22 protein-coding genes are annotated in these 23,910 nt (G+C 38.0%); 7 read left to right on the top strand and 15 right to left on the bottom strand.

What is annotated here, in order from left to right; genetic code table 11:
* The first annotated feature begins 30 nt into the window (after positions 1-30).
* Positions 31-573 (top strand): exosortase family protein XrtF, encoded by a 543-nt coding sequence (gene xrtF / locus J4771_RS08010; protein ID WP_224134447.1) that lies wholly within the window; start codon positions 31-33, stop codon positions 571-573.
* On the top strand, positions 560-991 hold the full coding sequence (locus J4771_RS08005) for an exosortase F system-associated membrane protein (protein ID WP_224134446.1): 432 nt from the start codon (positions 560-562) through the stop codon (positions 989-991). Before xrtF ends, J4771_RS08005 begins: the two co-directional genes overlap by 14 nt.
* On the opposite strand, the gene J4771_RS08000 is transcribed toward J4771_RS08005, so the two are convergent.
* The 10 genes from J4771_RS08000 to dnaB all read right to left on the bottom strand — a co-directional run bounded on the left by J4771_RS08000 (position 978) and on the right by dnaB (position 13,593).
* The gene (locus J4771_RS08000; protein WP_224134445.1) at positions 978-1,994 is read right to left on the bottom strand and encodes a cation diffusion facilitator family transporter; all 1,017 of its coding nucleotides are present in this window, start codon (positions 1,992-1,994) and stop codon (positions 978-980) included. The genes J4771_RS08005 and J4771_RS08000 overlap by 14 nt on opposite strands.
* 74 nt (positions 1,995-2,068) lie before the next feature.
* Positions 2,069-3,061 (bottom strand): aspartate-semialdehyde dehydrogenase, encoded by a 993-nt coding sequence (locus J4771_RS07995; protein WP_224134444.1) that lies wholly within the window; start codon positions 3,059-3,061, stop codon positions 2,069-2,071.
* 30 nt (positions 3,062-3,091) lie between these two features.
* Positions 3,092-3,535: a hypothetical protein gene (locus J4771_RS07990; RefSeq protein ID WP_224134443.1), complete on the bottom strand. Its 444-nt coding sequence runs from the start codon at positions 3,533-3,535 to the stop codon at positions 3,092-3,094.
* A gap of 84 nt (positions 3,536-3,619) precedes the next feature.
* Positions 3,620-6,955 carry a TonB-dependent receptor gene (locus J4771_RS07985; protein ID WP_224134442.1) on the bottom strand — a complete coding sequence of 1,112 codons (3,336 nt, stop codon included), beginning with the start codon at positions 6,953-6,955 and terminating at the stop codon, positions 3,620-3,622.
* Positions 6,956-7,172: 217 nt separating this feature from the next.
* Positions 7,173-8,033, bottom strand: coding sequence for a carboxylating nicotinate-nucleotide diphosphorylase (nadC, locus tag J4771_RS07980; protein ID WP_224134441.1), 861 nt, complete (start codon positions 8,031-8,033; stop codon positions 7,173-7,175).
* 10 nt (positions 8,034-8,043) lie between these two features.
* Positions 8,044-8,886: a sulfurtransferase gene (locus J4771_RS07975; RefSeq protein ID WP_224134440.1), complete on the bottom strand. Its 843-nt coding sequence runs from the start codon at positions 8,884-8,886 to the stop codon at positions 8,044-8,046.
* Positions 8,887-8,891: 5 nt separating this feature from the next.
* The gene (nadB, locus tag J4771_RS07970; protein WP_224134439.1) at positions 8,892-10,493 is read right to left on the bottom strand and encodes an L-aspartate oxidase; all 1,602 of its coding nucleotides are present in this window, start codon (positions 10,491-10,493) and stop codon (positions 8,892-8,894) included.
* Positions 10,494-10,600: 107 nt separating this feature from the next.
* Positions 10,601-11,230 (bottom strand): NAD(P)H-dependent oxidoreductase, encoded by a 630-nt coding sequence (locus J4771_RS07965; protein WP_224134438.1) that lies wholly within the window; start codon positions 11,228-11,230, stop codon positions 10,601-10,603.
* Positions 11,231-11,451: 221 nt separating this feature from the next.
* On the bottom strand, positions 11,452-11,928 hold the full coding sequence (gene rnhA / locus J4771_RS07960; protein ID WP_224137797.1) for a ribonuclease HI: 477 nt from the start codon (positions 11,926-11,928) through the stop codon (positions 11,452-11,454).
* A 75-nt stretch (positions 11,929-12,003) separates the two neighbouring features.
* Entirely contained in the window at positions 12,004-13,593 is a 1,590-nt protein-coding gene (gene dnaB, locus J4771_RS07955) for a replicative DNA helicase (RefSeq protein ID WP_224134437.1), read from the bottom strand.
* A 198-nt stretch (positions 13,594-13,791) separates the two neighbouring features.
* Here dnaB and J4771_RS07950 point away from each other — a divergent pair, with 198 nt between their 5' ends.
* Together J4771_RS07950 and J4771_RS07945 are read left to right on the top strand one after the other, a co-directional pair.
* Positions 13,792-15,030: an MFS transporter gene (locus J4771_RS07950; RefSeq protein WP_224134436.1), complete on the top strand. Its 1,239-nt coding sequence runs from the start codon at positions 13,792-13,794 to the stop codon at positions 15,028-15,030.
* A gap of 126 nt (positions 15,031-15,156) precedes the next feature.
* Positions 15,157-15,495: a DMT family transporter gene (locus J4771_RS07945; RefSeq protein WP_224134435.1), complete on the top strand. Its 339-nt coding sequence runs from the start codon at positions 15,157-15,159 to the stop codon at positions 15,493-15,495.
* On the opposite strand, the gene J4771_RS07940 is transcribed toward J4771_RS07945, so the two are convergent.
* From J4771_RS07940 to J4771_RS07920, 5 genes are all read right to left on the bottom strand, one after another.
* Positions 15,492-15,866: a hypothetical protein gene (locus J4771_RS07940; RefSeq protein ID WP_224134434.1), complete on the bottom strand. Its 375-nt coding sequence runs from the start codon at positions 15,864-15,866 to the stop codon at positions 15,492-15,494. The genes J4771_RS07945 and J4771_RS07940 overlap by 4 nt on opposite strands.
* A 10-nt stretch (positions 15,867-15,876) precedes the next feature.
* On the bottom strand, positions 15,877-17,376 hold the full coding sequence (locus tag J4771_RS07935) for a GH3 auxin-responsive promoter family protein (RefSeq protein WP_224134433.1): 1,500 nt from the start codon (positions 17,374-17,376) through the stop codon (positions 15,877-15,879).
* A 59-nt stretch (positions 17,377-17,435) separates the two neighbouring features.
* Positions 17,436-18,053, bottom strand: coding sequence for a hypothetical protein (locus J4771_RS07930; RefSeq protein WP_224134432.1), 618 nt, complete (start codon positions 18,051-18,053; stop codon positions 17,436-17,438).
* Positions 18,050-18,421: a hypothetical protein gene (locus tag J4771_RS07925; RefSeq protein WP_224134431.1), complete on the bottom strand. Its 372-nt coding sequence runs from the start codon at positions 18,419-18,421 to the stop codon at positions 18,050-18,052. The genes J4771_RS07930 and J4771_RS07925 overlap by 4 nt, the downstream gene beginning before the upstream one ends.
* Before the next feature lie 78 nt (positions 18,422-18,499).
* A complete protein-coding gene (locus J4771_RS07920; protein WP_224134430.1) occupies positions 18,500-18,769 on the bottom strand; it encodes a hypothetical protein in 270 nt (89 codons plus the stop codon).
* Positions 18,770-19,032: 263 nt separating this feature from the next.
* On the opposite strand from J4771_RS07920, the gene mfd reads away from it, so the two are divergent.
* The 3 genes from mfd to pth are packed head-to-tail and all read left to right on the top strand — an operon-like array spanning position 19,033 to position 23,907.
* The gene (gene mfd / locus J4771_RS07915) at positions 19,033-22,410 is read left to right on the top strand and encodes a transcription-repair coupling factor (protein ID WP_224134429.1); all 3,378 of its coding nucleotides are present in this window, start codon (positions 19,033-19,035) and stop codon (positions 22,408-22,410) included.
* A gap of 53 nt (positions 22,411-22,463) precedes the next feature.
* Positions 22,464-23,342: a hypothetical protein gene (locus J4771_RS07910; RefSeq protein WP_224134428.1), complete on the top strand. Its 879-nt coding sequence runs from the start codon at positions 22,464-22,466 to the stop codon at positions 23,340-23,342.
* A 1-nt stretch (position 23,343) separates the two neighbouring features.
* Complete coding sequence (gene pth, locus J4771_RS07905; protein ID WP_224134427.1) at positions 23,344-23,907, top strand: aminoacyl-tRNA hydrolase; 564 nt, start codon at positions 23,344-23,346, stop codon at positions 23,905-23,907.
* Positions 23,908-23,910 lie beyond the last annotated feature (3 nt).

Genomic DNA, 23,910 nt, shown 5'->3' with positions numbered 1-23,910 from the left:
TAGAATTTTTTAAAACATTATATTTGCAGCATGTTCAACGATTTCAAGCCGGTTCTGAAAATTTTATTGCGGTTCATTATCATTTATTTGGTTTTGCTAGTAGGTTATCAGTTTTATCTGAACAAATTCAAGAATGCAGGTCTGGATCCGATTTCAGAATGGGTTGCTGAACAAACCGCATTTTGCCAAAGAAATCTGGGCTTCGCTACCAAACTTGTTGAAGGAAAACCGCAAGACGAAACCACCTTTTTCCTTGTCAATGGAGAATATGTTTCCCGGATGGTTGAAGGTTGCAACGCTATTTCAGTGATAATTTTATTTCTGGCGTTCGTTTTTGCCTTTTATAAAGGTTTCCAGACTTTTTTTTTTGCTGGAGCAGGAATTTTGTTCCTTCACATCATGAATGTCCTGCGAATTGCGGGATTAAATATTATATTGAGAGTACATCCTGAATACGGGAAAATATTTCACGACTATTTTTTTCCTGCAATCATCTATGGAAGCGTCGTTTTGCTGTGGCTGGTTTGGATTAAGTATTTTGCACTAAAAGCACCGGAACATGAAAATTCTTAACTGGTTACTTGTAATTCTAGGAATTTTAGGGTTAATCGGAGTCCGGATGATAGAAGACAAAGTTTTTTACGATCCGTTTCTCAACTATTTTCATGAAGCCAACAAAAATGCATATTTTCCGCATTTTGAATGGGGTAAATTGATTCTCCATCATCTTTTCAGATTTCTATTGAACTTGTTTTTTTCAGCTTTAGTCGTGCATTTTATCTTTAAGAACAAACGGTGGACTTTTCAGGCGGTGATTTTAATGGTGATCGTTTTTGTGATTACTTTCCCGATTTATCTTTACTGTATTCACACCAAATTTGAAATTGGTTACCTGTTCTCTTTCTATATGAGAAGATTTGTGATTCAGCCCCTGATTTTGTTGTTGATTATTCCGATGTTTTATTACCGAAAACATATTAATTCTTTGTAGAAGTCGCTTCTAAAGAATGTTTCTGCACTTGTGAAATATTCTTCTCGTTCCATTCAATTTTTTTAACGAAAGGTTTTTGGCGAACCGGACACTCTGAAAGTTGGCAAATCTCGCACGAAAAAGTTTTGCAGTCATCCAAATGGAAGTTGAATTCTACGCTTCGATCAGTATTTTCGCCAATCAACTTATAGGCTTTTTCCATTTCCTCGTGCGCTTTTCGAAGCTCAAAATACCATGGTAAAGTTAAGTGTGCGTCAATGTGAAGCCCGCTTCCATGTTGTTGAATGCGCATGTTGTGAATGTCGATCCACTCCGGTTTTCTGTTCTCGTTTAGAAATTTTGCGAGGCGTGAAAGCATCTCTAAATCTGCCTCATCCATAATTCCACTTAAAGCTTTTCGGATGATTTTATAACCGACAAACATGATGTAACCACCAAAAATCAGAGCAACAGCAGCGTCAATCCAATAAATTTTAGTGAAATAAATCAAAACCAAACTGATGACAACGCCCAAAGTGGTAAACGTGTCGCTTTGAAGATGTTTGCCTGAGCTTTGAAGAACGAGCGAGTTTTGCTTAATTCCTTTTTTAACAGAAATGTGTCCCATCAGATAATTGATTGCCGCCGTTAAAGCCACAATCAAAATTCCCCAATCGAGTTTTTTTGGAACATTCCCGTGAAGCAAAGAATCTACGGATTGCACAATGATGATGACCCCGGCAAAAATAATCAGCGCACCTTCAATTCCGGAAGTCACAAATTCTACTTTTCCGTGTCCGTAAGGATGATCCAGATCTTTTGGTTTCGCGGCAAGATAAAGCGAATACAGTCCCATGAAAGCGGCGATAATGTTCACAATGCTTTCCATTGCATCGGAAAAAACCGCATCGGAATTGGTCAAATGCCACGCAATTAATTTTCCGACAAAAAGTAGGATTCCCACGATTGCCACATTTCTTTGAAAGGCAAAATTGGTTTTGGAGGTATTTTGAGTTTCGGACATTGAAGTTTCAGTATTTTTAGTAAAAATGTTTGATGAATCTAATCATAAAAAAACCCGCTATTTGCGGGATGATCTTAAACTAGATTATTTGTAACGAGATATTCGGCAATTTGTACTGCATTTGTCGCGGCACCTTTTCGGAGATTATCTGCGACAATCCACATATTTAAAGTTTTTGGCTGTGATAAATCTCTTCGGATTCTTCCCACGAAAACTTCGTCTTTTCCTTCGGAATAAAGCGGCATCGGATAGATTTTGTTTTTCACGTCATCCATTACCACAACTCCTGGAGTTTGCGACAGAATCTTTCTTACTTCATCCAAATCGAATTCGTTTTCAAATTCAATGTTCACACTTTCTGAATGACCGCCTTGAACAGGAACTCGAACTGCAGTTGCCGTTAAATTAAAGGTATCATCACCTAAAATTTTCTTCGGTTCTTTCATCAGTTTGATTTCCTCTTTCGTATAATCATCATCGGCAAAAACATCACATTGCGGAAGTGCATTTTTGAAAATTTCGTAGGGGTAAACTTTTGCAACCTCATCATTACCAATAATTTCGGCATTTAGTTGATCCACTGCATTTTTACCCGTTCCTGTAACCGATTGATAAGTGGAAACGATCACTCTTTTCAAATCATATTTTTGATTTAAAGGATGAAGAACCATCACCAACTGAATTGTTGAACAGTTTGGGTTGGCAATGATTTTATCTTCCCTTGTTAAAATATTTGCGTTGATTTCCGGAACGACCAATCTCTTGTCGGGTTCCATTCTCCATGCGGACGAATTGTCGATAACTGTTGTACCTGCGTCTGCGAATTTTGGAGCAAATTCTTTTGAAGTGTCGCCACCTGCTGAAAAAAGTGCGATTTCAGGTTTCATATCAATTGCGGTTTGCATCGATACAATTTCTAATTCATTTCCTTTAAATATTACTTTTTTACCGACAGATTTTTCGGAGGCTACAGGAATAAGTTCTGAAACGGGGAAGTTTCTTTCCTCTAAAACTTTCAACATAATTTGGCCCACCATTCCGGTTGCGCCAACAACTGCGATTTTCATTATAATTGATGATTGATAAATGATAATTGATTATGCAGCACCGCCAAAAAGCCTGTGCCACTGAAACGCCCACAACATTAAAGCCAATGCGATTACCGCCAGAATTACCCAAGACATTTGGATTTTGTCACTGGTTTTGAATTTTTTATTTAAAATGGTCAACAAAACTGCTGCGATAACCATTGCGGTTGGATGTTCCACGTAAGTATTTCTTGAAACAGCATCTTTCATTAATGTTCCTGCTTCTTTTGCCGCTTTAAATCCGGGAGAAAAGAAAAACAACATTATCAAACCAATCAGTGCCTGAGTATGAAAAAATATCATCGTGAACAATGTAGATTTTCTCAATAATTTGGTAATTCTTCCTGAATATCCGAACATCGTCATGAGTAAGGCAATAATAAATATTGCGGAAGAAAGCAAAATCAAATAAGCAAAACCACGGTGTGCATTGAGCATTAAACTAAAATCCATTTTTATTTTTTTTTATGATTAACTGCAAAGATAAAAAATCCCGACGAAAGGTCGGGATTTTGAGAGTTTATAAATTTCCTTCTATTAGAAAGAGTATTTGAAACCAAGCATTGCGCTCCAGGTTGTAGCAGTAGAACTTCCTGGCCTGTAAGGTGCTTTAATTAACTCTGCACCATCACGAAGCATCGTGAAAGATGGATCTGGAGAAAGCGCTCCTGCTCTTGAAAGAATTGCAGCTCCGTAAGAACTTACAGAATAGTCACGAACTCCCCAACTTGAATTGAGCAAGTTACCAAAGTTTACCACATCAAGTGTAATTTGAACTTTATCGCCTTTTGAAACCATGTCCGAGAATAAGTTCTGTGCTAATCTTACATCGAAACGGTTCAACCAAGGAAGCAAGAATTCATTACGTGGAAGAATTTGTCCTCTGTATTTTTCTAAACCATTGTCTGCAATAAACTTATTGAAAGCATCTCTTTGCTGCTGAGCTGTGAAAACAACAGTAGTATTTGTTCCGCTTCCTGTTGTGATGTCAACAAACTTCATGTTGTTTACATCGTTTGGAATGTACATCAAGTCATTCGCAATTCCGTCACCATTCACGTCATTTGAATAGTAATATGAATATCTTCCTTGATGTGCACCGTTGTAATAAACACCTAAAGTAGTTCCTGTTTTTTTAAGTTCATAGGTCAAGTTTGCCACAACTCTGTGTGGAATAGCATAATCAGAAATGCTTAAGAATTGTTGGTTTGGCGAATCAACGGTTGGTGAACCACCCCATGCTGAAGTTGCGCTAGATCCTGCATTTGCAGAAACCTCTTTCGCATCCGAATAGGTGTAGAATACTGATCCTGAAAGTCCGTTCCAAGGTCTTAGAGACGCTCCGAAAGTTGCAGAAAATGCATGTCCTTTCGTATCGGTGTTGGTAAGAACTGTTGCATTGTTTGCTCCGATCGCAGTGTTGTATTGGTAAGACGCAGCATTTGGATAATATACTCTATCAACACCTGTCATTTTCTGGGTAGATTCCTTTCTGTTTGCTCCGTATTGGAAAACAGCGTTCACATCTTTAGTATATAAAATGTCTGTAGTCAAAGTAATTGGACTTTGTGGGATTCTGAAGTCAACCCCAAAGCTTGATCTCCAAACTGACGGCATTTTGAAAGTGTCATCAACCAATGCAAATGAAGACGGTACACCTCCTGAAGGAGAACTGATAAATGGAGTTACCTGTTGACCGTTCTGGGTATAATACACCGGGTTTTCTACGTAATAATAAATATTTTCAGGATGGAATCTGATTTGCCCAATCCATGGTGCAACTGCTGCATAGTTACCTGGTTCAATCGTATTTTGAAGTACGCCTGAATTGGTCGGCATATTCGTTAACCAAACAAACGGTACACGTCCTGTAAAAATTCCTGTTCCTCCTCTAAGAGTTAATGAACGGTCGCCCATTACGTCATAGTTAAATCCAAATCTTGGTGACAACATCACTTTTGAATTTGGCCATTCTCCAGATTTGTAATTTTTTGGATTTCCGTTTACATCCAATAATGTCAAATTATCGATAGATGGGTTCGGAGTTAGATCATTCATATAAATTGGAAGTTCTGCGCGAAGTCCCAAAGTGAAATTCAATCTGTCGGTTACTGCAAATCGGTCTTGTAAATAAGCTGAACCTAAGCCAAACTTAATTCTAGAGTAAGTATCTTGACCTGCGTACGGGTAAGTTAAACCAAACATGATTGGGGCAACTTCGGCTGCGGTTCCTGTTTTAAGGAAATCTGCAACAGAAGCATATCTGTAATAGCCAGTTCCCATTCTCGTATAAGAGTTCCCAAACTTCTGAACCTCAAATGCTGCACCACCTGTGATGGTGTGTCTCCCCGCATTATAGGTAAGGTTGTTGATGAAGGAGAAATTATCGTTGATTACATCATTTAAATAAGAGAATAATTCTGTACCAAAACTGATATAATTACCACCATTAGCAGAACCATCCCAAATATCCACAAATGGGAATAATTTGTCTGATGGAGTTGTTCTGGTATCCTGAATTTTTGAATAAGTGAATAAGAATTTGTTTGAAAGATTAGAAGTAAACGATGAGTTTAATTCCGCAGTAATCGACTGAACTTTATTGTTGAATCCGTAGTTTCCGTTTTCAAAAGTCATTGCTCTATCACTTACTCGGTTCCATGATGATCGTGGAGAAGGACCTGAGTTTCCGTTAGCTACTGCATCAGAATTTGCATTCAACATATTATATCTTAATGCAAATTTATGTTTATCACTAATGTTCCAGTCGATTCTTGCCAAAATTTTGTCACCGGTTTGCAATGCTTCATTTGCGTAACCTTGGTATCTTCCCGGATCGTAACCCCAAACATTTCTGAGGTGATTTTGAACGGCGATCAAATCGGATTCCTTTACTCTCGAAATGTTATTTGCAGCGTCTGAAACTCCATTTTGTGACGCTTTCCAAAGATTTGCTCCGGAAGCATTTGCCCCGGTGGAAATCTCACGTTCGCCACTTACAAAGAAGAATAATTTATTTTTAATGATTGGGCCACCTACGGTTAAACCATTGGTTATTTTAGCCCCCGAAACTCTTTCCAGATCATTTCCGTTGATTTTCCAACCATTCAAATCTTTTCCGTTGTAGTAACCATAAAGTGAACCGTGGAAACTGTTGGTCCCTGATTTAGTAACTGCATTAATCCCTGCACCTGTGAATCCAGACTGGGTTACGTCAAATGGCGCAATGTTTACAGAAATCTCCTGAATCGCATCCAATGAAATAGGTTGCGCAGTTCCTCCCGGAAGAGGGTTGCTGCTTAAACCGAAACCATTATTAAAGTTAGCTCCGTCAATCTGCAAATTGTTATAACGTGCATCTCTACCTGCGAATGAGTTACCATTTGATTGCGGAGTAAGTCTTGTAAATTCTGTGATACTTCGGTTAGTTTGTGGTAAATCCTGAATCTGCTTCAAGCCAACGTTGGTTGCAGCTCCGGTTTTATTAACATTTCTTCCTGTAGCTCCGGTAATTACAACCTCCTGAATATCAGTTGTTTTTTCTTGAAGAACAGGATTCAAAACAAATGGTTGACCAAGTTCTAAATAAATGTCCTCATACACTACTGGTTTTTCACCTGTTTGTGCAATTTCCACACGGTAAGGTCCTCCAACACGCATGTTCGCTAAGTTGAAGTTTCCAGAAGCATTAGCTTTCGCCGTGTAAACAGTTCCCGATGGAATGTGAGTGGCAGTTACGGTTGCTCCGGAAGTTGCTTTTCCGTCAGCTTTTGTCACAATACCGGTCATGTTACTGGTCGTTACCTGAGCATAAACAGTTCCATAACCTGCAAAGAACAAAGCACCAATGAGAATGGTTTTTCTTAGATTCATTTTATTATAGCTTAAATTAATATAAATTCCAAGCGACAAATTTAATATTAAAAAACAAAGAATTCATTAAGAAATTGTTAAATTTAAAAAAAATGTTAATTTTATCGTTAAAAAACTGATTTACATTGCGTTATAATTTATTTGATTCCTGATAAAAAGTTTTGTTCTTTACATAATAATTAAAAACTAATTATAATAATTGTTGCATCTGCAATTTTTATTTCACTGCTTTTAGGCTCAAATCAATATTATCCGCCGAATGAGTAAGTGCACCTGCAGAAATAAAATCTACTCCAGTCGAAGCCACATCTTTCAGCATTTCTCTCGTTATTCCACCGGAAGCTTCGCTTTCTGCTTTTCCTTTAATGAGTTGTACTGCCTTTTTCATGGTCGGAATATCCATATTGTCGAGCATAATTCGGTCTGCACCTGATTTGATGGCTTCTTCAACTTCTTCTAAATTTCGGGTTTCAACTTCAATTTTTAAAGGTTTCTTCAGCTTTTTCACATAATCTTTCGCCATTTTCACCGCATTAGTGATGCTTCCGTTGTAATCGATGTGGTTGTCTTTCAACATGATCATGTCGTACAGTCCGTAACGATGGTTGGTTCCGCCTCCAATTGCAACCGCCCATTTTTCGCAAATTCTAAAATTTGGAGTGGTTTTTCTCGTATCTAAAAGTTTGGTTTTGGTTCCTAAAAGTCGCGAATCCCAATCGTGGGTTAATGTGGCAATTCCGCTCATTCTTTGCATGCAGTTTAAAACCAATCTTTCCGTTGAAAGTATAGAGCGAGCGCTTCCTTCTACATAGAAAGCAATGTCGCCGACTTTTGCAGATTCTCCGTCTTTAATAAGGACTTCAATTTTTAAATTTTTATCGAACTGCTTGAAGATAATTTCTGCCAATTCAACTCCCGCTAAAATGCAGTCTTCTTTTACTAAAAGTTTGGCTTTCTGCTGCAAATCTTTCGGAATCGTGGAAAGTGTAGAATGGTCCCCGTCCTGAATGTCTTCTTCAAGGGCGTTTTTAATAAAAGTTTTTAAAGCCTCTTTGGTAACGTATGGTGGTTTTTTCATGTTTTAAAATTTAAGTATTCTTTGCAATAAATTTATTATTTCTTGACCATTCACTCCAGGAACCTATATAGAGGTTCGGAATTTCAAAGCCTGCATAATCCAAAGCTAACAAGGTGTGGCAAGCTGTAACACCAGAACCGCAATGAATCGCAATGTTTTCACTGGAGAAATTTTCAAAAAATTCTTTATACATTTTCTTTAAATCTTCGGGAGATTTGAAAGTTCCATCTTCGTTGAGGTTTTCTTTAAAGGGAAAATTTTTTGCTCCGGGAATGTGTCCCGCAATTTCGTCAATTGGTTCTATTTTGCCGTCGTAGCGGTCTTTTTCACGGACATCAATCACCAAAAAACCAGGTTTTTCAGATTTTTTTTCAATGAAATTAATATCAACCAAAGGAAGTTTCCATTCATTTAAACTGAGTTTTTCTACTGGTCTTGTTTTGGGAATTTTGGTTTGAGTGGGAAATCCAATCCTTTCCGCTGTTTGTAGTCCACCATCTAAAACTTGCACTTTTTTAATCCCCACAGATTTCAGCATCCACCAAAATCTTGCAGCTGCATTAGAACCATTTTTATCATCGTAAATCACGACTTGCGAATCATAATTAATCCCCAACTTTTGCAAAACCTCTGCAAATTTTTCTAAACTTGGCAAAGGATGTCTTCCTCCGTTTTTGGCATTTACTGGAATTTCGGCCAAATCTGTGTTTAAATCTACGTAAAGAGCACCTTCCAAATGTTTTTGGAGATAATTTTCGTAAGCTGGTTTTCCACTTCCTGCATCTACGATTACCAAGTTTCCTTTAGGTAAATCAAGTAATTCTTCAGTTTGTATGATGGGTGAAATCTTCATTAAATTTAATTTTCAGAAATCGTCAAAGGTTTCTTCGCCAAATCCTTATTATAAAAACTTCCTTTATTTTCCTTCATTGCAATCGACTGTTTAATAATCAGATACGAAACATTTACCAAATTTCTCAATTCGGAAAGTTGTGGCGAAAGAATAGAGTAGTTGTACAATTCAGTCACCGCATCGAAAATCTCCCGCTGTTTTTTCTTTGCGAGTTCCAAACGTTCATTGCTTCGGACAATCGCCACCAAATCGCTCATCATTTCCTGTAATTGACGGCGTAAATAAGAGACCATCACCATTTCATCCATCATTTTCATGCCTTCTTCATTCCATTCGGGAATGGCTTTTAAATCATCAAAATTAAAGTCGTTGATTCGCAGTAATTCCACTGTTTTCATCGCCGCATTGTGTCCGAAAACCAAACCTTCCAACAATGAATTTGACGCCAATCGATTTGCGCCGTGAAGTCCTGAATTCGTGCATTCACCCACTGCGAAAAGATTTTTAATGGAACTTTGTCCGTTCATATCGGTTTCAATTCCGCCCATTAAATAATGACACGCCGGAACAACCGGAATCATCTGCTTGAAAGGATCAATTCCTTCATCCATACATTTTTGGTAAATATTAGGAAAGTGTTCCTTGAATTTTTCGTGGTCCATTTCACGGCAATCCAAACCGACATATTCGTCGCCGGAAATTTTCAGTTCGTTGTCAATCGCTCTTGCTACGATGTCTCTTGAAGCCAATTCTTCCCGTTCATCGTATTTCTGCATGAATTTTTCACCATTTTTCAAACGAAGTTTTGCTCCATCTCCACGAACCGCTTCGGAAATCAAAAACAACATTCCATCTCTTTTAGAATAAAGTGCAGTCGGGTGAAATTGATAATACTGCATGTTGGAAACTTTTCCGCGTGCTCTGTGAACGAAAGCAATTCCGTCTCCTGTTGCGATGATTGGATTGGTCGTGTTTTTGTAAACGTGACCGGCTCCTCCTGTGGCAACCAAAGTAATTTTGGCGGTGATTTTCTTGATTTTCTTATTCTTTTCGTCAAGAATATACGCTCCGTAACAGTCGATTTTTTCTTTGTCGAAAATCTTTCCCGGAACGTGGTGCTGTGTAATTAAATCGATGACGTAATGATGATCCAACATTTCAATATTCGGGGATTTTTTGACGGTTTCCAAAAGCGCTCTTTCAATTTCGGCTCCTGTAATATCTTTATGGTGAACGATTCTGTTTTCGGTGTGACCGCCTTCTCTTCCCAATTTGAAATCGCCGTCTTTTTCAAGATCAAACCGAGTTCCCCATTCCACCAATTCGCGAAATCTTGCAGGACCTTCCTCGATGACCATTTTCACGACTTCCAAATTATTTTCGCCATCGCCGGCTCTCATCGTGTCGTCGATGTGTTTTTGGAAATTATCCTTATCGAAATCGGTCACTACAGCGAGTCCACCTTGTGCATATTTGGTGTTGCTTTCATCTTCATCGGCTTTGGTGACGATGATGATTTTGGCATCGGGCATTTTTTCAGAAATTTTTATGGCGTAAGAAAGTCCGGAAATTCCGGAACCAATTACAAGGACGTCCGCTTTTATCATCGGTAAATTTAAAATTTGGGCGCAGGCAATTGAATATCTAATTTGCGGTTTTTTACCTGCACAATTTGTCTTATCGCATTCATTTTTAGAATTTTATTGATTCAAATTTACAGAAATTTAAATAGTTTTTCATTCGGCTTCCTCACTTTTTTCATTTTCTGAAAAGCATCGTCTTCCGCCCGATAACCAAGTGCTAAAGTCACCGTCACCTTTTCAATTTCTGAATCTATTTCAAGAATCTTTGAAATTTCATCCATTTTAAAACCTTCCATAGGACACGTATCCACTTTTTCCAAAGCGGCGGCAAACATCAAGTTTCCAAGTAGAAGATAGCCTTGCTTTTCATTCCAATGCAGCATTTCCTCGTTGGAGTTGAGATTCATGAAAGAATCGATACTTTTCTTGAATGGCTGCAGATTTTCAACCGGGATCTCCCGTGTTTGTGAAATGTGGTTGAAATAATTACCGATGTAATTTTCATCAATTTTCTTTCTCGTGACAATCACAATCAAATGCGAACACGTTGAAATTTGCGAGGGGTTAAAGAATGCGGGAACGAGTTTTTGTTTCATCTCATCACTTTCCACCACCAAAATTCGGTAAGGTTGAAGTCCGAGCGAACTCGCGGAAAGTTTTCCGGCATCCAAAATATTCTGTAAAATTTCAGGAGAAAGTTTTTTTGCAGGATCAAATTTTTTCACTGAATATCTTTGCTGTAATGATTCCAGGTAATTCATTGAACAAAGATAATGAAAAAGTGAATTTTCTTCGGAGTGAATTTCCTTCGGAGTGAATTTCCTTCGGAGTGAATTTCCTTCGGAGTGAATTTCCTTCGGAGTGAATTTCCTTCGGAGTGAATTTCAAATTCATTAAATGTCTTTGAACCACTAAAAATTCACTATTCACTGCGAAGCAAATTCACCATTGACAGCGAAGCGAATTCACTATAAGAAATTCACTAAAAAAGCCCTGCATCTTTCTGCTGCTCAAAAAACTCGTCAACCAACAAATTTTCAGACTGTGAAGCTTTCACGGCGAGTTGGTCGCAGATTTCGTTTTCGGGATGTCCGGCGTGACCTTTTACCCAATGGAAAGTGGTTTTGTGGGTTTTCAGTAGAGGAATGATACGTCGCCACAAATCGGGGTTTTTTACATTTTTGAAACCTTTGCGGATCCAACCATAAATCCAATTTTGATTAATTGCATCGGAAACATATTTGCTGTCGGTAAAAATATGGATGTCGTTTTCGGTGGATTTCAATTTCTCCAAAGCCACGATGACGGCGAGAAGTTCCATACGATTATTGGTCGTCAAACGATAACCTTGTGAAAATTGTTTTTCGTAATTTTTTTCGGGAACTTTCATCACGATTCCGTAACCGCCTTTTCCGGGGTTTCCGCTGCAAGCTCCGTCGGTGAAGATTTCGATTCTCATCATTTTGCTTTCGGCATTCTGCAATCATCGTTCAGCAAAACTATTGCTCATTACTAATTGCTCATTTCTCATGATTTAATATAAAAAATCGTCATCATCATCCAAATCATTCATCGATGAGCCGGAAAGATTTTGGTTGGAAGGTAAATCGAACGCTGCACCCGGATCAATCGTGGTTTTAATACGGTCGAAACCGCTTGGTTCTTCCTGTTGACCGAAATTTGAAGCTTGATAACCGTAACCGCTTCCAAACAAATCGAGGTCGGCAAATTTTGCAATATTTTTGTAGAAAGACATCCTCACATCTGCAGTTGCACCATTTCTGTGTTTTGCGATGATGAGTTCTGCCTGATTTTCGGTGGAAGTTTCTGCGCCGTCTTCATCGTTGTCCCAAGTTGTAATCTTGTAATATTCCGGGCGGAAAATAAATGACACAATATCTGCGTCCTGTTCAATAGCTCCGGATTCACGAAGGTCGGAAAGTTGAGGTCTTTTTCCGGGACGCGTTTCAACACTTCTCGACAACTGCGAAAGTGCGATTACAGGAACATTCAGTTCTTTTGCGATGGCTTTTAACGAACGGGAAATCATGGCAATTTCCTGCTCACGGTTTCCTGCGCCGCCTTTTCCGGAATTTGCCGTCATCAACTGTAAATAATCGACCATGATGATTTTCACGCCGTGCTGCATTACTAATCTTCTACATTTTGCACGGAAATCAAAAACAGAAAGTGACGGAGTTTCATCAATGAATAAAGGTGCGTTTTCCAATTCAGAAACGTTGGAGAATAGTCTTTGCCATTCTTCATCGGACATTTGCCCCTTCCTTAATTTTTCGGATGAAATTCCGGTTTCAGAAGCGATCATTCTCGTAATCAACTGAACTGAAGCCATTTCCAAAGAAAATAAAGCCAAAGGAATTTTATGTTGAACGGCAATATTTCTCGCCATCGAAAGTAGAAACGCCGTTTTTCCCATCGCAGGACGCGCCGCAATAATAATTAAATCTGAATTTTGCCAACCACCGGTTTCCTTGTCAATATCTCTAAAACCCGACGGAACTCCGGAAAGCCCTTCTTTGTCTTTTAAAGATTTGATGGTATCAATTGCCTGTTTTACCAAAGTATTTGCAGTGTCGAAACCTTTCTTGATGGTTCCGTTGGTGATTTCGAAGAAGCTTTGTTCGGCTTTGTCGAGAAGTTCGAAAACGTCCGTGGATTCTTTGTAGGAACTGTCGATGACGTTTGCGGAAACATTAATCAAACTTCTTAAAATAAATTTTTCCAAAATCACACGAACGTGATATTCAATGTGCGCGCTCGAAGAAACGCCCATGGTCAAATCGATGATGTAATGATCGCCACCTGCAAAACCAAGTCTTTCCGTTCTTTTCAATTCCTGAATCACGGTCATTAAATCCACAGGATGATTTCCTTCAAACAATTTTAAAATCGCACGAAAAATCTCCTGATGTCGAGGATCGTAAAAAACTTCGGGCGTTAATAAATCGATAGAGTAATCAAGTCCTTTCTTGTCAATCAAAAAAGTTCCGATCACCAGTTTCTCGAAATCTACTGCATTGGGCGGCATTTTACCATCGGAAATTGAAAGTTCCTTCGCAAAATTACCGTGTATAAGCGACGATAATGTTTCCTTCTGAGTCATAACGCAAAGGTAGAAAATTTATCAGTTTTTAAATTTTGAGTAATCAACAAAACGAACGAATCCTTGTTAATTTGTTGATTGTCAGTTATGGTATTGTTGGTAAGTCATCCATTTTAACAAAAAAGATTATTTGGTCAAATAATTTTATTTTCAAATTCTCAGATTAAATCATTTTCAAATTTACCCTATTTTTGCAAAATGTTTTCATTAAAACCGATTCAAACCCTAAAAATCCCCGAATTTCGAAACTTGATGACGGGAAGATTCTTCCTCGTTTTATCGTTCCGAATGTTGGCAACTTTGATGGGATGGTGGATTTATCAGTTGACGAAAGATCCTTTTGCAATCGGTTTGATTGGTTTGTCGGAAGTAATTCCTGCAGTTTCAACCGCACTTTACGCAGGTCATGTCATTGATAATTCCGAGAAGAAAAAACTGTTGTTGATTTGTAATTACGCCTATGTTTTTTTGATTGCACTTTTGGCGGTTCCTGCTTTTTTCGGAGACCAATTTTTGCATTTGGACAACAAACATATTTCGTATTTTATTTATGTCATTATTTTCTTCACGGGATTTTGTCGAGCTTTTTTAGGACCGATTATTCCTTCCATGATTCCGAGAATTGTTCCGCGTGAAACACTTCCCAATGCGATAACTCTAAATCAAGGAACTTTTCTTACCGCTTCGGTTGCAGGTCACGCTTTAGGCGGATTTATGATTCATTGGATTGATATTTCGGGGACGATTTTGGTGGTCGTTGGTTTGATGATTTTTTCTTCCTTTTTCTTCTGGATGCTCAACAAACACCATTCTGAAAACACGAATAAAGAAGTAAATGTGATGGAAAGTATGCGCGAAGGAATTGCCTACATTTACAAAACCAAAGAAATTTTGGGCGCACTTTGTCTCGATATGTTTGCGGTGCTTTTTGGTGGTGCAGTGGCGATGATTCCAGTTTATGCGACGGATATTTTGAAGGTTGGTTCTGAAGGTTTCGGTTTATTGAATGCCGCTTCAGATATTGGTTCGATGTGTATTATTGCCTTTTTGGCTTTTGTTCCGTTAAAGAAAAATCAGGGAAAAATATTATTGGTTGCAGTTGCCGGATTTGGTTTGTGCATTATTGGTTTCGGATTATCAAAATTGTATTGGCTTTCGTTCGGATTCTTGATGTTGAGCGGAATGTTGGATGGAATTTCTGTCGTAATCCGTGGAACAATCGTACAATTGAAAACACCGGAATATATTCGTGGACGAGTTTTAAGCGTAAATTCTATCTTCATCATGTCGAGTAACGAAATGGGACAGTTTGAAAGCGGTGTCGCTGCAAAACTTTTGGGCGTTGTTCGAAGTGTCGTTTTCGGTGGAACAATGACGGTTTTGATTGCATTAATTGTGGGAACGAGCGTACCGAAACTGAGAAGGATGAATTATTAAAAAGTGAATTCCACTTTGTCGGTGAAATCGCTGCGCTGTGAAATTTGACTTTGTCAGTGAATAATTAATTTTAAACTTGGAACTTGAAACCTCAAACCTCAAATTTTAAACTTTAAAAATTTTGCCGTGAATTGGATCATCTTAATCATCGCCGGATTGTTTGAAACCGGATTTGCAACCTGCCTCGGAAAAGCGCAGGAAACTTCGGGAAAAGAAAGTCTGTTTTGGTGGGCAGGATTCGTTGTCGCCTTATTTATCAGTATGTTTTTGATGTATAAATCGATTTCTTGGGGAAACAATCCGATTCCGATTGGGACCGCTTACGCGGTTTGGACGGGAATTGGCGCAGTTGGCGGTGTTTTGGTGGGAATTTTTATTTTCAACGAACCGGCCACTTTTTGGAAGATGTTTTTTGTGATAACGTTAATTTCTTCTGTTGTGGGGTTGAAAATGGTTTCTAACTAACGATTTCCTCCCAAAGCAGCACCAGTAACTTTACCAATATCTTTCATTACATTTACCATTATCCATGTGAAACCGATTACTGCAACGCCCCCTGCAACAAGAGCGATTGTTGCACCGTTCCTGTTTTTCTTTATTTCTTTGATGTCGTTTTTCGCTATTTTAAACTCCTCTTTTTTCTTTAAGCCTTTAATGCTGTCCTTTTCAACCGAGGTCACCTGCACAAAAAATTTTCGGTCGTTTTTGTCATAAAAGGTGTATTTGGTTCCGGCTTTAATATCATCAAAATTATATTTACTTTCAGTTATATTATATTTTGTAGTAGAGCAACAAGCAATAAGAGATAATGCTAATAAAAAGGCAATCTTTTTCATTACTTAAATTTTATAGTTTAATTTTCCCCAAAAAATCCCCAATCTTCCTGTCATTCGCCAATCTTGGGATTTTATTTTGTCCACCCAATTTCCCTTCTGATTTTGCATAATCTTGAAAAGCATTTTTCCTCAATTTAGTTATAATTAAAGGCTGTAAAATATTTCCGGAAATCAAATCATCGTAATAGGTGTTCCTTTTCCGCATTTCGTCATCGAGATTTTTCCTGAACGCTTCCATATTTTCCGGTTCTTTTTCAAACTCGATGAACCATTCGTGGTACGGAAGTCCATTTTTCGGGTTAACTTGTGGAGCGAGGTGAAATTCGGTGATTTGGGCAGGAAATTTTTCTACCGTCGTTTTCATCGCTTCTTCCACTTCAAAAGCAATCACATGTTCACCAAATGCGGAGGTGAAATGTTTTGTCCTTCCGGAAACCAAAATTCGATGCGGATTTTTAGAAATAAATCGCACCACATCGCCAATCGAATACGCCCAAAGTCCCGAATTGGTCGTCAAAATCAACGCATAATCTTTGTTGAGTTCGACGTCTTTCAAAGTAAGTCGTCTTGCATTTGGCTTTCCGTATTGTTCAAGTGGAACAAATTCATAGAAAATTCCGTGATTGGTTAAAAGAAGTAATCCTTCTTTTTGGTAATCATCCTGAAACGCAAAAAATCCTTCACTCGCCGGAAAAGTTTGAATGGTATCAACTGGCTTTCCAAGAAGTTCGTTCATCTTTTCGCGATAAGGTTCGAAATTGACGCCGCCTGTAATAATAAGTTGAAGATTTGGAAAAAGTTCCGTGATTTTTTTTCCGTTTCTCGCGATGAGTTTTTCAAAATACATGATCAGCCACGGCGGAATCCCCGAAATTAAGGTCATGTTTTCCTTTTCAGTTTCTTTTACAATTTCATCCACTTTGGTTTCCCAATCTTCGATGAGGTTGGTTTTCAAACTCGGCAAACGGTTCTTCTGCAAATAATTTGGGATGTGATGCGCTACAATTCCCGAAAGTCGGCCGGTTTTGATTCCGCAAATTTCTTCCAATTCTGGACTTCCCTGCAAGAAAATCATTTTCCCGGAAACAAAATCCGAATTGTTTTTTTGATTAATATAATGAAAAATAGCACTTTGAGCCGCCGCAATCTGAAAAGGCATTCCTTCCTTGGAAATCGGGATGTATTTTGAACCAGAAGTCGTACCAGAAGTTTTCGCAAAATATTCTGGTGTTTCTGTCCAAAGAATGTTCCGCTGCCCCTTTTTTACTCTTTCAATATAGGTTTTTAAGGCTTCATAATCAGCAATTTGTACGGCAGATTGAAAGTCTTGAATGTTTTTAATCTTTTCAAAATTTCTCTCTCTTCCAAACAAAGTTTTCTCGGCGGTTTTTATTAAAGAAAGTAGAAGCTTTTCCTGATCTTCAACTGCATTTCGTTTGAAGTTTTCAGTTTCTTTTACATGTTTTTTCGCCCAAATCAAAGCGATTTTTTTCTTGATGAATCCAATCATAAAGCAAATTTAAACAAAATAAACGGTGAAAATTTTTCTGCTGCCTTATTAAAACGAATTTAAAAATTGTATCGATAGCCTAAACCAAGACTTAAGAAAACGGAGCGGTCGTAATATTTTTGAATCTCTTTGTTTTCATTAAAAACATTGGTATAGTAAAAGTTAATCTTTCCTGCCAAAAATACCTGTTGATAACCTTCCATATCAAGATTGTAGATAATTCTGCCTCCTAAATTCAATCCGTTCCCGGTATTTTTGTACTTCTGATTTTTTTGGTAATTGAAAAGATTGGTGTGGCTGTAAAAAGAAAAACCGATCATTTCCTCAACTTGAAAATCTTCGGAAAGCTTGTCGCGGTGCGAAATAAATAAATCTGCAATGGTCAAAACCGGTGAACCAATACTTCCTGCCATATTTTCATTCCCATATTTTACATTCGAGAAAAGGACGTTATAATCGAGTCCAATCCCAAAATTAATCGGAGTCATCAGATTTCCTCCAAAACCAAATCCGAAAAAAGTTGAATAGTCTTTGGAAAGATGATTGTTCCCAACAGGCTTCAACAGAATTATTTTTGCATCTGCGTTCGATACCACATCGTCAAAATATTTCTTCTTTTTCTGTGCTGTAGCCAACACAGAGCATAAACACGCCAACAATACCAAAATTCTCATCATTCTAAAACAATTTCGTTAAAAATCACATACGTTGTTCCGGCTGGAATTTGTATGCTTTTAGAGTCCGAATTCAAAATGCAGCCGGGTTTTGATGCCGAAAAAGATTTGATTTTTTTGTTAATTTGCAGCTCACAATTTCCACTCGAAACCAAAGGTCCCGATAATTTGAAACCATAATCTGAAGCGAGTTTGGTTTCAGAAATTATTAAGCCTTCATTCACAATTTTCACCTCTATCGCATCAGGAGCAATCAAATTTCCAGACATTTTACCTTCAATGTAAATTCGTGAATTGCTTTCGGAGGTTCGGCTGCAGCCTGCCAAACAAAATAAGATGGATGCAAGAAAAAAAGTATATAAAATTTTCATTTTTTTTAAAGGATAAAGATAAATAAAAAACCTTCCATAAAAAACTGGAAGGTCTAACCAAATTAAAATATGAAACACTTACCTGTTCCCCTTGTATCTTTTGTCCGGCGTACCGTCTTTTTTCAGATGCTGGTTTGCTTTGTATCTTTTATCGGGAGTTCCATCTTTTTTCATTTTCATCCCATAATTTTCCACGGCTGCAGGAGCGGTCTTGGTTTCTTTCGTCACAACGGCTTTTCTTGTTTTTGCAGGAGGAGCCTGTTTAGCTGCAGCAGCAGGTGCAACTTGCTGTGCACTTGCCAATCCTAGACCTAGAACCACTGAAAGTGCTGTTAAGAATTTTTTCATTTTATTAAAATTTTTGATTTGTTATATGATTGTGTTTTATAGAAGCAAAAGTAACCAATTAAACAGTATAATTAATTGTCGTTTAAAACTTTAACCAAACTTTATTTGTTATTAAAAAAAGATTAATTGAACAGTGTTTTGCATAGAAATCGCTTTCAAAAGTTTTTCTTTAAATTTGCAACTTCATTCACGATTTCGGAGCAGTCCCGAAATCGCTTTTGTCGTTTGAATTTTTTTGGGCGACTTTTAAAATTGTACGATTAATGGCTTTAAAAAAAATCAACGAAAACTTTCTTCCGAACCTTCTTCAGAACGAATTTGGGAAAGAACTATTCAGTCAAATCGAGGATAGCAAACATTTTTCCGTAAAAGGTTTTGCAGGTTCTTCACCATCGGTTTTTGCTGCCGAACTTTTTCTGATTAAAAAGAAATCGCTTCTTTTTTTGACCGATGATAAGGAAGAAGCGCTTTACATTACCGACGAACTCGAAGATTTGCTGGGAAAAGAAAACGTACTTTATTTTCCACCGACGCATTTGGAGCCGTATCAAATCGAGAAAACGCAGAATGCGAATTTGGTTTTAAGGACGGAAGTTCTGAACCGAATTCACAACGACAAAAAACCAAGGGTGATGGTCGCTCCTTTCGCTTCTTTGGCGGAAAAAGTAATGAAGAAAGAAGATTTCAAGGCGATTTCTCACACCATAAAAGTGGGCGAAAAGCTCGATTTCGATTTTACGGAAGAATTGCTGCATCAGTTTAATTTCAACGTAACGGATTTTGTTTCAGAACCTGGAGAATTTTCTGTTCGTGGCGGAATTGTGGATGTTTTTTCTTACTCGAATGAAGAACCGTACCGAATCACTTTTTTCGGAAATGAGGTGGAAAGTATCAAAACTTTCGATATTGAAACTCAATTGTCAAAGGAGAAAATTAAGGAATTCCAATTGGTGTCCAACATGAATTTTTCGGTGGTTGGCTCTAAAGTTTCTTTGTTGGATTTGGCTCCCAAAGATTTGATTGTTTTAACTAAAAACGCTTTTCTCGGATTTAATTTCATTAAAAATTTTTATGAAAAGGCGGAAGAAAAATTTGAAACTTTAAGTAAAGAAATCAAGCATCAAAAACCTGAGGAACTTTTTGTTTCCGAGGAACAGTTCAGAGATAATTTGGAAAAATTTCAATGGATTGATTTCACATCTCAATCGCTCAACAGTTCAAATACACAATTACATTTAAACCAAACTCCACAACCCACTTTTAACAAGAATTTCGAGTTGCTGATCGATGATTTGGAAAACAAACTTGCAGACAATTTCGACATTTGGATTTCCTTTTCCACCGAAAAACAGAAGGAAAGATTGGAATCTATTTTTGAAGAATTAGGACGCTTCGACTCCGCTCAGCGTGACATTCCTTTTAAATCCTTTAAATCTGAGCTTCACGAAGGTTTTGTGGATTTGGACCATAAAATTTCAGTGTACACCGATCACCAAATTTTCGACCGTTATCAAAGATTTAAGGCCAAAAATACGTTTGCAAAATCCGAGCAACTTACTTTGAAGGATTTGATGCAGATGAAAGTTGGCGATTATATTGCACACATCGATCACGGAATCGGGAAATTCATGGGTTTGGTGAAAGTGAACAACAACGGAAAAGTTCAGGAATGTTTCAAATTGGTTTATAAAAACAATGATCTGCTTTACGTTTCGATTCATTCACTCCACAAAATATCGAAATACAATGGTCCAGACGGAAGAGAAATTGTGCTTTCAAAACTCGGTTCTCCGGCGTGGAAATCTTTAAAACAAAAAACTAAAGCGAAGGTAAAACAGATTGCTTTCGACTTGATAAAATTGTACGCACAGAGAAAAACCGCGAAAGGATTTGCGTTTACTCCCGATTCTTATCTGCAAAACGAACTGGAGGCAAGTTTTATTTACGAAGATACTCCCGATCAGGAAAAAGCGACTTTCGATGTTAAAAAAGACATGGAAAATGACACCGTGATGGATCGTTTGATTTGCGGTGACGTGGGTTTCGGGAAAACGGAAGTGGCAATTCGTGCGGCGTTCAAAGCGGCAACCGACGGAAAACAAGTCGCGGTTTTGGTTCCGACCACGATTCTGGCTTTTCAACATTACCGAAGTTTCAAGGAACGATTGAAAGATTTTCCGGTGAATATTTCCTACCTGAACCGTTTCAGAACTGCAAAACAAAAATCTGAAACTTTAGAAGGTTTGAAAAATGGAAAAATCGACATCGTCATAGGAACCCATCAATTGGTTGGAAACAGTGTGAAATTTAAGGATTTAGGACTTTTAATTATTGATGAAGAACATAAATTCGGAGTCTCGGTAAAAGACAAATTGAAAACTTTAAAAAATAATATCGACACGTTGACTTTAACGGCGACTCCAATTCCCAGAACTTTGCAGTTTTCTTTAATGGCGGCGAGAGATTTATCGGTGATTAAAACGCCACCTCCGAACAGGCAACCTGTTGAAACACAAATTATTGGTTTTAATGAAGAAATCATTCGTGATGCAATTGCGTACGAAATTCAAAGAGACGGACAAGTGTATTTCATCAACAACCGAATTGAAAACCTGAAAGATATTGCGGGATTGATTCAGCGATTGGTTCCCGATGCGAAAGTGATTACAGGTCACGGACAAATGGATGGAAAGCAATTGGAGCAAAATGTTTTGGATTTTATGGAAGGAAAATATGACGTTTTAGTTTCCACAACCATCGTCGAAAGTGGAGTAGATGTTCCGAATGCGAACACGATTTTCATCAACGATGCACAACGTTTCGGGATGGCAGATTTGCACCAAATGCGTGGAAGAGTGGGACGAAGCAACCGAAAAGCGTTTTGTTATCTGATAACGCCGCCATTCGATATGATGACGACTGACGCGAGGAAACGTTTGGAAGCGATTGAGCAATTTTCGGATTTGGGAAGTGGTTTCCAGATTGCGATGAAAGATTTGGAAATTCGTGGAGCGGGAGATTTGTTGGGCGGTGAACAAAGTGGTTTCATTAATGAAATGGGATTCGATACGTACCAAAAAATTATGCAGGAAGCGTTGGAAGAATTGCAGAACGATGAGGAATTCGAGGATTTGTTTGATAATGAGGAAGACCGTAAAAAATTATTTAAATCGGTGAAAGAAGTCAATATCGACACGGATTTGGAATTGATGCTTCCTGATTCGTATGTTTCGAGCGTGGAGGAACGACTTTCGCTTTACCAAAAATTGGCAGAAATTCAGAGCAAAGAAGAACTTCAAAAGTTTGAGAATGAATTGATTGACCGTTTCGGAAATTTACCAAAAGAAGCCAAAAATTTGTTAAAATCTGTTGAATTAAAATGGATTGCCGCAGAAATCGGTTTCGATAAAATCGTGGTGAAAAACGGAATTTTCTTGGGCTATTTTCCACCGAATCCGCAAGATAAGTTTTATCAAAGCGATAAGTTTAGACATATTATTTCTTATTTAAACCAAAATCCAAAAGAAGCAACTTTAAAGGAAAAACATTCTGCGGAAGGAAATCAGTTGATGATGAGGAAGGAAAATGTTCAGCATGTGGATGAGGTGAATGCGGTTTTGGAGAGGATTTTAAGAAATTAAATCTGTGGTTTTCAAGTTTCTGAAAAAAGGTTACTTTTGTTAAAAATAAAAAAATGAATAAATTTTTCAAGATATTAACACTGTTTTTCAGCATCTTCATTCTCTTTTCCTGCGAACCGGGAAGAGCTGAAAATGGCGATTTGCTTTTCGGCGTGAATGGTTCCGAAACTGGCGGCAATGGCGGAAATCCAACCGTTTCAAAAAAATTAAAGTCCGTTACTGTAGATGACGGAACCGACGTAATAACTTATTCCTATACTTATAATTCTGATGGAAAGTTGACGAAGTTGAAGTCAAGCGATAATTCTGGCAATTATGAGCTGTTTTATGATGCCAACAAAAGCATTGATAAAATAACTGTAACTCAATCAGATGGTTCGCTTATAACCACCACCAATTTCAGCATCACCTACGAAAACGGAAAATTTAAGGAGGCAAAAGGAACTGGTTCAGAAAGTGACGGATCAAAGTTCACCAATAATTTTACGGCAGTTTACACCAATAACAAGGTTTCGAAAATTACCTCGAAAATGGTCGGAATAGATTCAGCAGATCCAACCGTTACTTATGATTTGTACACAATGACCAGTGATTTAACGTACAGCGGAAGCAATCTTTCCAACTGGAAATATAAGATTTTAATGCCGCTGGTTCCGCTTCCAACAGTTGAAATAAACGCCACTATGTCGAATTACGACACGCATGTAAATCCTTTTGGCCTTTTACCGGAAGTATTTAATATCATTGCCGCTCATTTCGAGACTGATACTTATGCTGTCATGGGATTCTCTGCCAATAATTACAGGAAAATCAATGTCGTATCCAATGCGGATAATCAAAATGCAAATTACGTTTACACCTATGATGCAGACGGATATCCAACCAAGGCCGTTGCTGCAAATTTAGGCACCTTAACTTTTCAGTACCAATAACATGAAATACCTCATCGTAGGACTCGGAAACAAAGGTGAAGAATACGCTGAAACACGCCACAACATAGGTTTTAAAATTGCCGAAAAAATCGCCACAGAAATCGATGCGCCTTTCAAATCCGCAAACTTCGGTTTAATGGCGGAAGGAAAATATAAAGGCAGAAAGGTTTTTATCCTAAAACCCGATACTTACATGAATCTTTCGGGAAACGCTGTTCTTTTTTGGCTTCAAAAAGAAAATATTCCTTTGGAAAATCTGATGATAGTTACCGATGATTTGGCCTTGCCTTTCGGAACTTTACGGATGAAAATGAAAGGTTCTGATGCAGGTCACAACGGTTTGAAAAGCATTCAGGAGCAGTTGAAAACCCAAAATTATCCACGTTTGCGTTTCGGGATTTCTGCCGAATTCAAAGAGGGGCAGCAAGTCGATTACGTCCTCGGAAAATGGAACGAAGAAGAACGGGAAAAACTCCCAGAAAGAATCGAAAAATTTTCAAAAGCCTGTCTCTCATTCGTTTTTTCGGGAATTCAAAATACAATGACGGCTTTTAACGGAAAGTAAAAA

Origin of the sequence: Candidatus Kaistella beijingensis (assembly GCF_020084865.1) — a bacterium.
Classification (GTDB): Bacteria; Bacteroidota; Bacteroidia; order Flavobacteriales; family Weeksellaceae; genus Kaistella; species Kaistella beijingensis.
This window is presented reverse-complemented; position numbering and strand designations above follow the sequence as displayed.